Here is a 9796-nt window from a genome sequence, read left to right as displayed (position 1 = left end):
TTGTCTAACTATGTAGTTAGCTATATTGTAAAGATTTTTAGACAAGAAAGCTAGAGCATCAAGTGATTTATAATTGGGATGATTTTTTTTAATAATAGTACGTTCTACTAACTGCATTATCCCTCCTTTAAATATTTAACGACCTGTTCTGCTTTCCTTTCCCAATCTAAGATATTTTTAGTTTTTTTTCTATGTTTTTCTATAAAATTAATAAAACTTTACAATACTGTTTTTGAGGTTGATTATTAGGAGAAAATCACAGAATTAACTTTTTATCTCAAAATCGTAGATGTATCTTTATCAAAGTAATTGGGTCGCGCAACCCCGCATTTTAAGGAGAAATATTTTTGGAGAGTTGCTCAAAATCCCCCTTACAAAAATAACTTCTAACTTCTGACTTCTGACTTCTGACTTCTGACTTCATTAAAGTGCCACTCTCAAGAATAGAGTATCCCAAGAGTGGCACAGATTTGGTGACATACTCCCACACGCTCGCTAAAGCTATAGTGTGGGCTTCTCGTTTCGCAGTCTCAGTACCCCGTCGGACTCTACGAGCTTTAAGGACGGGATGCCCCGCCGCCCTTTTGGCCAATAAAAAAGCTGCTCACCTAGCGCCGCCATCGGATTTGACATTCCCAACGGATTACTAGGATTTCTGGGATTTCACCCCATATCTTATTTGATTTTCATGGTTGATCACTGGCGGTTGTTAACTCAAACCAGCTTGAGTCTATCATAACATAAAATTTGTAAATTAATGGGACATCGAGTCCCATTAATTTACCGTCGATTCATCTCACACCATAATTGAAAATTTGGTGTGAGATGAATCGACGCTCTAGCTAAATAAAAGCTTGAAGACTACTGGATAATACCGAAATAGTAGCCCGCAACAACCAAGTTGATAGCCAATAGTAATAAAGCCCAACTTGCACGAAAAGAATATTTCATCTAAATTTATTCTCCATTTTTATAGTGACGTTCTCCTACATCAAATTAAAGATTATGATGTGGGCTTCCCAACCTCACAGATAGGGCTTTCTGTTTTGCTGGCGCAACGCTGCGCGTTATATGTCGCGGAGCGAAACACAGGGAGTGCAACTACTTAACCCTCCGCAGACAGAGACGATGAGACCTACCGCCTTTTTTTGGGATCAAGAAAATCCTATCATACAATTGATTCAATATTATACAAACATTTAAAGAATAGGAAATTATTTGTTCTCTTTTTACTTCTTGCCCACCCATACGCACTTCAAGAGCGTATTATTAAAAGTAGTATATAAATCTGTAGCTTGGTAAGTATTTATACTATGTAAATCATCTCAATTACTTTTTTAGTTCATCAAATTCCGAGTAAATTTTTTACGCATAAACCCACATTCCGCACCACAAAATGTAGTACAAAATATAAGTCAAAAGTCATGCATTCAAAAGTCAAAAGTAAGAAGTAAATTATAGTGGTCAATAGGAGTCAAGGATTCAGTAAGTATTTATGCTCAATATTTCACTGAGAATTTGACTCTCGATTGAGGTAAATGAAGATAGTTTATATAGTATAAATACTTAAGTTTGCTACGGATTTTATACTAATTTTCATGTTACAACTTGAAGTGCGTATGGGTGGGATAAATACTTGCTATACATGATTACTCAATCACGGCAGCTATGATTTTCTTCTAAAATTCTGTCTCCTGTCTCCTGACTCCTGACTCCTTCTTCCATACTACATTTTGTGGTACCGAACGTGGGTTAAACACCTTCTCCAGCATGATAAGAACTACGCACTAAAGGGCCAGAACGCACATGAGAAAAGCCCATTTGTTGAGCGATCGCTCCAAGCTCCTCAAATTCTTCTGGTGTCCAATATTTTTGTATCGGTAAATGGGCTAGAGAAGGCCGCATATATTGGCCTAAAGTAATGCGATCGCATCCTACTTTTCTCAAATCTGCCATGGCCTCGATTATTTCAGTTTTCGTTTCTCCATGTCCCAACATTAGCCCTGACTTAGTAGGAATATTAGAGTTTAACTCCTTAACAATCCGTAACACATCAAGCGATCGCTCATATTTTGCCCCACGACGCACAGGGCCTTGTAATCGTCGTACAGTTTCAATATTATGGTTATAGCAAGCAGGTTCAGCATCTATAACTATCTTTATCCGTTGCTTTTGCCTTTCAGCTAGAGAAACAGATAACTTCTCAACCCCAAGTCCATCTTGACCACCCCAAAAATCAGCAGTTAAAACCTCAATTTTCGTTTCTCGGTTTCGTTGTCTAATAGCTGTCATTGTTGCGACAAACCAACTAGCACCGCCATCTGGCAAATCATCCCTAGCAACAGAAGTCAATACCACATACTCCAAACCCAACAATTCCACAGCTTCAGCTACTTTTTGTGGTTCCTCTGGATCTAAAGGCATCGGAGCATGACCCTTATCCACTTGACAAAAAGCACAAGACCGTGTACAGGTAGGACCCATCAATAAAAAAGTAGCTGTCTTCTGAGCATAACATTCGCCTCGGTTAGGACAGCGACCTTCTTCACAGATAGTATGGAGCTGACGCTGCTTTATAATTTTTTGTACAGTAGAAATATCACTAGCTTTTCCCAAAGAAGGACGCAGCCATTTTGGCATACTCTGAATTTGGGCTTTCATCTCAGAAGTATTAACCTGAGTTGATATTGATTGACCATTTTTTGTAGCCATAAAAAATTAAAAATAACAACTTTGTGCGCTTATCTATTAGAAAAGATAAATGTAGAAGCCATGATTTAGCAATCTTTATGGATGATTACAAAAGCACTAGCGGGACTTTGAAAGCCGCTACTCTTTAGAGCTATCCCTTATAAGGAACTTCTGCTGCTGTATATGGGGGGATGGGGAGATGGAGAGATGGGGGAAAAAAGCCTCTCATTGAATACGTTTACTCTCCCAGAATACGCATTGAATGGCTAATACATAACTTCTATCTTTTGTCAAGTTTGATATTAAGTAAAGATGTTTATAAAGCATAGCTCTTTAGAGAGGGGATGAAAACGGATACTGGGGGATAAATACCGTTGTCTCCATATAATATTAATATTACAAATACATAAAAATGGGATAATTCATAATATTAAGGAGGTGATTTATTTGTATGGTTGTCAGCAAAATCTAATCAAGCCCGATTATGACTTAAAATCAATTCTGGAGTTTATTTGTTCTCAATCCCACAAGCTAGCTAATTGTGGTATTTATTATGGTCGTCAATTGTTTTTCAAATCCCAAAAAATAATTGGTAAGTATGACCTAGAAAAAGAGTACAAATCAAATAAACATGTGTCAGTTTTGCATTCACAGGCAGCACAGCAAATATTAAGGTCTGTCGCTGAATCTTTTAAGTCATTTAAAGAGTTAAACAAAAAATACAAAAAAGGCAATCTGCATTTTCAACCAAGGATTCCTAGCTATCCTAAGAAAGATGGTTTAGCAATGGTGATTTATCCCAAGCAAGCTTTAAGACTTGTTGGAAATAATATCAGAATTCCTCTGGAACTATAAAACGATGGTTTAAATTAGACAGCTTTTTAATACCAATGCCATCTAATCTACAGTTTTCAGATATTAAAGAACTGCGGATATTACCACGTAATCGATGTTTTTATCTAGAGTTTGTTTATCAAAAAGAGATTGTAATTAAACACAAGTTAAACCCTAAGAACGTATTGGGTGTAGACCCCGGAATTAATAATTGGTTAAGTTGTGTTTCTAACGTTGGTACTAGCTTGATTATTGATGGACGCAAGGTGAAAAGCCTGAATCAGTGGTATAACAAACGGGTTTCCACACTCAAAGAGGGTAAGCCCCAGGGTTATTGGGATGAGCAATTAGCCCAGATCACAGAAAAGCGCAACCGTCAGATGAGAGATGCAGTTAACAAAGCTGCAAGGTTAGTTATTAACCACTGTATTGAAAACCAAATTGGTACAGTTGTTTTTGGATGGAATCAAGGACAAAGACAAGAGTCTCGGCTAGGTAAAACAACACAATCATTCGTACAAATTCCCACAGCTAAACTTAAAGAACGAGTTAAACAACTGTGCCTTGAGTACGGGATTAAGTTTGTTGAAACAGAAGAGTCATATACCAGCAAGGCTAGTTTTCTAGGTGACGATGTTCTACCTATACCTACTTTCTGCGGTCTATCCATTGACCGAGACTTGAATGCCTCAATTAATTTAAGAAAGCGAGTGTTAATTGGCGAGGTTTCCTCGGAATGTAAGACACACTCAAGAAATGCGGTCGGCTTGACCGTTGATGCCTGTGGACGGAGTGCTGCCGACAGTTCCGGTGGAAGCAGGAAGTAAACATTAAAATGTCACTAATTATGCGGTGCAACCCCGCGTCGGTGCAAGACGCACCTGGTAGGGCACCAAGAGAGGCATTTTATATCGGTTTTATGAAGCAGGTCAAAGATAAGATTAATTTGAAACACTAACTGATAACTGGAGGAGCTAGTCGTGGCAGGACACAAAATTTTAGTTATTGATGATAGTAAAGTTATTAGGGTAAGAGTCAAAGAAATGCTTCCCCAAGGAAACTTTAATGTTATTGAGGCAAAGGACGGCCAAGAGGGACTGAAATTTATTATTAAGGAACGTCCGAATTTAATTATGTTGGACTTTTTACTACCAAAGGTTACTGGTTGGGAGGTGTTCCAAAAAATTCAATCCCAAACTCAACTAAAGAAGATTCCATTGGTATTAATGTCAGGTCGTAAAGAAGAGGTGACAGATAAAATTCCTGAACCTTTTGAGAAACATTTTTTTGCTTTTCTAGAAAAACCTTTTGAGAAAAAAGAACTAACTGCAGCTATTAAGTCTGCTTTTGATTTGGCCAAAAAACGCCCAAGCGAGCAAATGGAAGTTCCTGCTGCGGGTGGAGGTTCTGGCGATATTCAAGCGTTGGAAGCTCAAGTTAAGAAAATGCAAGGTGAAATTGCTGCATTGAAAAAGCAAATGGCTCAACTTGTGGCTATTGTCAAGCAAAAATTGAAGTAGTGAAATTAGTGATTAAATAGGGTTTGCTGAAAAAGTCTTATGGGTAAGGGTAGGAGACAGCTATACAGGAGACAGGAGACAGGAGAAATGGGAATTATAGAGGAGGTAGGAGGAAGAAGAATCAAGGAATTATTCTGCGCAACTATGCGCCTAAAATGCTAATTTTTTGAACCATTACAACCTAAAAGCTTGGACTTTTTTTAACTAAAAAATGCGCTCAACCTTTATATGTCAATACTTTTAGATTTAATCAGCAAGCCCTAAATAGGGTTTGCGTATGGAAAGTCTTTTTGCTCTTTGTAGGAGACAGCTATACTGGAGACAGGAGACAGGAGGAACGGGGAATGAGCAAGGAGGTAGGATTCATTAATTGATAATTGATAATGGATAATTGATAATTGATAATTGATAATGGATAATTGATAATTGATAATTACCTCTGGTTAAAACTGTTACGGAATTGAATCTAAGGAGATATTATTTCTTTTTTTCCCCTTAAAAGGGGAGGCTTTAAACCAGAATCATTTAATGATTAATAATTAATAATTAATAATTAATAATTCGGTAAGAATTGTCTCTCAATTTTTCTGCCATCATCATCCCAAAATACTAGCTTTTTGCAGCTCTTTCCACCGAAAAGCTGGTACTTTTTTCAACTCTAAAACGCTAAAACCAATTATCAGTCAATACTTTTAGATTTAATCAGCAAGCCCTAAATATTAGACATCTTTAGAAAAGAGGGAACAGGGAGAAATAATTGGCAATTTATTTATGGATCGGAATTGATTTGATTTTTAATTTCCGGAGATATCTATTGGTTATTGATTATGCGGTTACAAAAAAACTTTCTCCTTCTTCTCCTGCTCTTCTTTCTTCTCTCCTGACTCCTGACTCCTGACTCCTGACTCCTCCGTCGTTATTTATTTTATAACTGTTTAACCGGAGATGATATAACTTCTTGACTTAAAGAAAAATAAATTATGGTATTAGATTCAGAATTTCTTACTCAACTAAAAGCTGCTACACCTAGACTATTTGATTTACTTGCAGGTTTTTCTCAGGTTGAGGTTTTAGTGGTGGGAGATTTAACCCTGGATGAATTTATGACTGGTCAGGTGGAGCGTATTTCTCGTGAAGCACCTGTATTAATTCTGCGTCACGAAACTACGGAGCAAGTACCTGGTGGGGGTGCTAATGCGGTTTATAATTTTGCTAAGTTGGGCGCTCAAGTTAAGGTTGTAGGTTTGTTGGGAAAGGATGAGCAAGGTAAAGCACTGCGTCGTATTTTTGAAGCAGCTAGAGTTGATACTACTGGAATTTTGGTTGACTCAAACCGCCCGACGGTAACTAAGACTAGAATTTCTGGTCACGCTCGTCAGTCTGTAACTCAACAAATTGTTAGGGTAGATCGAAAATCTGATGATCTGCCAGAAGTTGATTTGCAATTACAATTGGCAGAGTATATTCAACGACGAGTTGCTACGGTAGATGCTGTAATTTGCTCGGACTATGGAGATGGTGTGTTGACTGCTCCTGTTATAGAGGCGGCTATATCTCATCCACAGAGAACTATAGTGGATACTCAGAAAGATTTACAACGTTACAAGGGTGCTACTCTGTTTACTCCTAATCTTCCTGAAGCGGAGAAAGCAGTTGGATATGCTATTACTAATTCTGAGACTCTATATCAGGCAGGGTTTGACCTCTTGAGGTTAACGGATGCAGAGCAAATTTTGATTACTCGTGGTGAGGAGGGGATGAGTCTGTTCGATCGCGTGAATAGTTCTAATTCTCCTTCACCTTCTTTTATTTTTTCTGGTACTGGCAATATTCCGATTTATTGTTGGCATATTCCAGCTTTTAACCGGACAGATGTTTTTGATGTTACTGGTGCTGGTGATACGGTTGTTGCTGCTTTGACTTTGGCTTTGAGTATGGGTGCTTCTAGTTGGGAGGCGGCTGTTTTGGGGAATTTGGCTGCTAGTTTGGTAGTGCGTATATTTGGTACTGCAACTACAACGGTGGATGAACTTAGGGAGGCTTTGCAAGCATTGGTTAGTTAGAGTTTAACGAGTAGGGGAGTGAGGGAGTGAGGGAGTGGGGGAGTAGGGGAGCGGGGGAGAAGTAAAAGTATAAGAATTTTTTGTAAGTTGGGTTGAATTAAGAAAGTTCTGTTTTTATAGCTTTTGTGGTGGTGGAAAATCAATCACTGAAAACTATAACCAGGACTTACGCAAATTGACCGTTAAACCACTATACGTAAGGGCGAATGGCATTCGCCCTCACTAGATGTGATGCCTCTGCGTAAGTCCTGTATAATACCAAATTGATAAATGTTTGCTACAAATAGCTAGGATATTTCTTAGGAGTCAGGAGTCGTATGGGAATAGCTTTAATAGCAGTTTTTAGGTCTGAATTTATCTTTTTTGTCTAAGAGACATCTCCTATAAAGTATTTTAATTGCCCTTATTATTCGTAACATTCTTTTTTCAAATTGGTATAACGTCTTAGTTTTTCTATTGTGGTGGTGGAAAATCAGGCACTGAAAACTATAACGTCTTAGTTTTTCTTTTGTGGTGATGGAAAATCAGGCACTGAAAACTATAACGTCTTAGTTTTTCTATTGTGGTGATGGAAAATCAGGCACTGAAAACTATAACGTCTTAGTTTTTCTTTTGTTATAGCTTTTGTGATGGTGATAAATCAGGCACTAAAAACTACAACGTCTTAGTTTTTCTATTGTGGTGGTGGAAAATCAGGCACTGAAAACTATAACGTCTTAGTTTTTTCATCTAGTGGCATGACACGCCTAAAATGTTGCAATAGCAATAGTAGTGGACTGTTTCAGCTAAAATAGTGCTTTAGAGAAGTTAGGGCAAGACACGGATTTTGCCACGGATGCACGGATGGATGCACAGCTAAAACTTTGCAGAGCGCTTTTTTCGTATTACTGATACTGCATCACCCCATCGCCCTATCACCTCCCCCATTTTCTAACGCACCATTTAAGATGAAACAATCCAGTAGGGACGGGTTCTACTGGACGCTCCACAGCTAAAACTTTGCAGAGCGATTATTGGTGCCTCTAGAAATCAGGTACTGAAAACTACAACGTTTTAGTTTTTTAATCTATTTACTATTATATGATTTTTACTAAAAAGGTATTCTAGCACATGACTGAAATGCTGATAAAATTTCTAGCTAAAGGGTGGGGTGGTTATCTATCATAATTTTTTGTAGGTTTGGTTGAAGTAAGAAAGTTTTGATGGTTGCGGAGAATCAATTTTTGTCTTTGTAGGTATTATGGTGATGGTAAAAATTATTTTATTGAGTTATGACTTCTCCTGAAACAAATAAGCAGAATCAGATACCACGACGTTTTCGAGAAAGAATACAAGCTGCTAAAGATAACAAACTTAAGGAGTTAAACTTAAGTAATGACTATTCGAGCAGAGATGATGAAAAATTAACTGAAATTCCTACTCAGGTTTGGGAGTTAGAGCAGCTAGAAGTATTAAACTTAAGTGGTAATCAATTAACAACTCTGCCGGAATCCATCTCTCAACTTATCAATTTAACTAGGCTCTATTTAAGTGGTAATCAATTAACAACTCTACCGGAATCCATCTCTCAACTTACCAATTTAACTATGCTTGATTTATATGATAATCAATTAACAACTCTACCGGAATCCATCTCTCAACTTACCAATTTAACTATGCTTGATTTATATGATAATCAATTAATAACTCTGCCGGAATCCATCTTTCAACTTACCAATTTAACTATGCTTGATTTATATGATAATCAATTAACAACTCTGCCGGAATCCATCTCTCAACTTACCAATTTAACTATGCTTAATTTAAGTTGGAATCAATTAACAACTCTACCGGAATTCATCACTAAACTTACCAATTTAACTAGGCTTATTTTAAGTCGGAATCAATTAACAACTCTGCCGAAATCTATCTCTCAATTTACCAATTTAACTGAGTTTGATTTAGAGAATAATCAATTAACAACTCTACCGGAATCCATCTCTCAACTTACCAATTTAACTCAGCTTGATTTAAGACATAATCCCTTGGAAACTCCACCAATAGAAATTGCTCAAAAAGGGATAGAAGCAATTAGAGAATATTTCCGACAAAATGAAGAAGAAGGAACAGATTATTTATATGAAGCAAAATTACTAATTCTTGGAGAAGGTGGCGCTGGTAAAACTACTCTAGCTAACAAAATTCAAAACCCAGACTATCAACTCCAAGAAGAAGATACAACCAAAGGAATTGAAGTTCATCAGTGGAATTTTCCCACAAAAAATCAACATGATTTTCAGATGAATATTTGGGATTTTGGCGGACAAGAAATTTATCATGCTACTCACCAATTTTTTCTGACTAAACGCTCCCTATATATTCTTGTGGCTGATACTCGTAAAGAAGATACAGATTTTTATTATTGGCTGAATATAGCAGAATTGTTGAGCGGTAATAGTCCTTTATTAATTATCAAAAATGAGAAACAAGAACGGAAACGAGAAATTAATCAACGGGCATTGCAAGGTCAATTTTCTAATATCAAAGAAATCTTAGCTACTAATCTTGCAACTAACCGAGGATTAGAAAAAATTAAAACATATATCCAACATTACATCAGTAATTTACCTCATATTGGCAGTGCCCTTCCGAAGACATGGAAAAAAGTCCGTGAAGTATTAGAAAAAGATAGTCGTAACTATATTAGTT

Annotated in this window: 8 protein-coding genes; 5 read left to right on the top strand and 3 right to left on the bottom strand. The window is 37.1% G+C overall.

Translation table 11 applies throughout. From position 1 onward, the window contains the following. Window positions 1-331: 331 nt before the first annotated feature. From F6K54_RS32725 to lipA, 3 genes are all read right to left on the bottom strand, one after another. On the bottom strand, window positions 332-592 hold the full coding sequence (locus F6K54_RS32725) for a hypothetical protein (RefSeq protein WP_293087378.1): 261 nt from the start codon (window positions 590-592) through the stop codon (window positions 332-334). Between the two features lie 269 nt (window positions 593-861). After that, on the bottom strand, window positions 862-951 hold the full coding sequence (gene psaX / locus F6K54_RS32720) for a photosystem I protein PsaX (RefSeq protein WP_202222484.1): 90 nt from the start codon (window positions 949-951) through the stop codon (window positions 862-864). Between the two features lie 801 nt (window positions 952-1752). Further along, on the bottom strand, window positions 1753-2712 hold the full coding sequence (gene lipA, locus F6K54_RS32715; protein WP_293087376.1) for a lipoyl synthase: 960 nt from the start codon (window positions 2710-2712) through the stop codon (window positions 1753-1755). 426 nt (window positions 2713-3138) lie between these two features. Here lipA and F6K54_RS32710 point away from each other — a divergent pair, with 426 nt between their 5' ends. From F6K54_RS32710 to F6K54_RS32690, 5 genes are all read left to right on the top strand, one after another. Then, window positions 3139-3546: a hypothetical protein gene (locus F6K54_RS32710; protein WP_293087364.1), complete on the top strand. Its 408-nt coding sequence runs from the start codon at window positions 3139-3141 to the stop codon at window positions 3544-3546. Next, complete coding sequence (locus F6K54_RS32705; RefSeq protein ID WP_366558299.1) at window positions 3543-4352, top strand: transposase; 810 nt, start codon at window positions 3543-3545, stop codon at window positions 4350-4352. The genes F6K54_RS32710 and F6K54_RS32705 overlap by 4 nt, the downstream gene beginning before the upstream one ends. A gap of 153 nt (window positions 4353-4505) precedes the next feature. Further along, window positions 4506-5045 (top strand): PleD family two-component system response regulator, encoded by a 540-nt coding sequence (locus tag F6K54_RS32700; RefSeq protein WP_293087359.1) that lies wholly within the window; start codon window positions 4506-4508, stop codon window positions 5043-5045. A gap of 980 nt (window positions 5046-6025) precedes the next feature. Then, on the top strand, window positions 6026-7108 hold the full coding sequence (locus F6K54_RS32695; protein ID WP_293087356.1) for a bifunctional heptose 7-phosphate kinase/heptose 1-phosphate adenyltransferase: 1083 nt from the start codon (window positions 6026-6028) through the stop codon (window positions 7106-7108). A 1271-nt stretch (window positions 7109-8379) separates the two neighbouring features. Further along, a partial coding sequence (locus F6K54_RS32690; protein ID WP_293087353.1) for a leucine-rich repeat domain-containing protein occupies window positions 8380-9796 on the top strand: 1417 nt, incomplete at its 3' end.

Source organism: Okeania sp. SIO3B5, assembly GCF_010692555.1.
Classification (GTDB): Bacteria; Cyanobacteriota; Cyanobacteriia; order Cyanobacteriales; family Microcoleaceae; genus Okeania.
Note: the sequence above shows the minus strand (reverse complement) of the source record. Positions and strands in the feature narration are given on the sequence as shown.

Coding starts and splice junctions, on each gene's coding strand:
- F6K54_RS32695 (WP_293087356.1), top strand. CDS start 6,026: ATGGTATTAGATTCAGAATTTCTTACTCAACTAAAAGCTGCTACACCT.
- psaX (WP_202222484.1), bottom strand. CDS start 951: ATGAAATATTCTTTTCGTGCAAGTTGGGCTTTATTACTATTGGCTATC.
- lipA (WP_293087376.1), bottom strand. CDS start 2,712: ATGGCTACAAAAAATGGTCAATCAATATCAACTCAGGTTAATACTTCT.